General features: G+C 66.4%; 1 protein-coding gene. It reads right to left on the minus strand.

The features are described from left to right. Positions 1-68 precede the first annotated feature (68 nt). Entirely contained in the window at positions 69-1361 is a 1293-nt protein-coding gene (locus AC1A0G_RS12170) for an integrase catalytic domain-containing protein (protein ID WP_236037015.1), read from the minus strand. Between the last annotated feature and the right edge of the window lie 109 nt (positions 1362-1470).

The following is a 1470-nucleotide window of genomic DNA, read 5'->3' on the forward strand; positions in this document are numbered from 1 at the left end:
CGAGGTGCCTCATTTGAAAATGAGCGCGTAATCCGGAGTGGTGCCTCACCTGTGGTGAGCGTGAAATCCTAGTCCGCGTCGGCTTGTGGGGTTTCGTCGTCTTCCGGTTCGACGCCCGCGATCCGGGCGAGCGTCTTGTTCAAGTATGCCATGTCCGGGCCCATGCGTCTGGCCAGCCGCGCGGTGCGCGGTGCCGCCAGTGCTTCGAGCCGGTCCTGGATGTCGTGGATGCGGCGGACGAGCTCGGCCGGGTTCACGGTCGCGAGCGTGTGTTCGATCTCCTCTCGCTTGTCGTCGGGTATGAAGCCGGGGCCGCCGGCGGCCCTGTCCGCCTCGTCGAACTCCTTGAGCCGCTCCCACGGGGTGCGTGGTGCGTCGTAGACGCGGCGGGGACGGCCGTCCCGGGTGCTTTCGCGCGCGACCGGCTTCTTGGACGGGGTGAACAGGTTGGCCTTGACGCGCACCAGCTCCCATAGCTCGTTGAGCAGGCCGAGCTCATCGACGGTGTACCGGTAGTAGAACGCGTGGCGGCGCACGACGTGGTTGTTGCGGGACTCGACGGTGGCCTGGTCGTTCTTCCTGTAGGGGCGGGAGCGGGTCTGCTCGATGTCGCGCTCCTGCAGCCAGGCGATCAGGTCGCGGTTGATGAACTCGCTGCCGTTGTCCGTGTCGTAGGAGCGGATGCGGAACGGCAGACGGGCCTCGACCAGCGCCTCGGCCTTGGAGAGGTTCGCGAACGCGTTGTTGCGGCACGACGCGTTCTCGGTCCATCCGGTGGCGACGTCGACCACGGTCAGGGTGCGGCAGAACTCGCCCCTGACGCTCGGCCCGCAGTGGGCCACGGTGTCGGCCTCGACGTTGCCGGGCAGGCCGTCCAGCTCGTCGCCGGCCTTCCTGATCGTGATCGAGTTGCGCAGCAGCTCCCCGGCGGGCCGGGTAGTGGAGATGCCTCTGGGCCGTGCCGCGTCGCGCGTCTTTTTGAGGTACCGGTCCATCGTGGCCGCGCTCATCCGCTCCAGCTCGCGGAACGCGAAACCGTCCCAGTCGGCGAGCTCGCCGTGCGCGCGCAGCATGGGCATCCACAGGGGCAGCATCGCCTTGAGGTACTTCGCGCACGGCGCATCCATCATCAGCCACACCTGGACCAGCAGCTCGCGCGACTGCTCCGAATACCGCTTCGGCCGCTCCGCGGGCGACATCGACGGCCTGCCGCGCCCGGCTTCCGTGAGTCTGCGTCTCGCGGTGCTCCTGCCGATTCCCAGCACGGAGCACATCTCATCGAGGATGCGTCCCTTGTCCTTCTTCGACGCCTTCATGTATTCATCCCTGAATCTCAGGGTGACCTGCCGCTTCGTCGCCATGCTGATCCTGTCTTCCATAAGACAAGCCAAACAGGACCGATACCGTTCGCGCTCATTCCCGATGAGGCACCACCACACCCTACGCGCTCAAAAAACGTGAGGCACGTCG

The sequence above is a fragment of the Bifidobacterium sp. LH_230 genome (assembly GCF_056357555.1).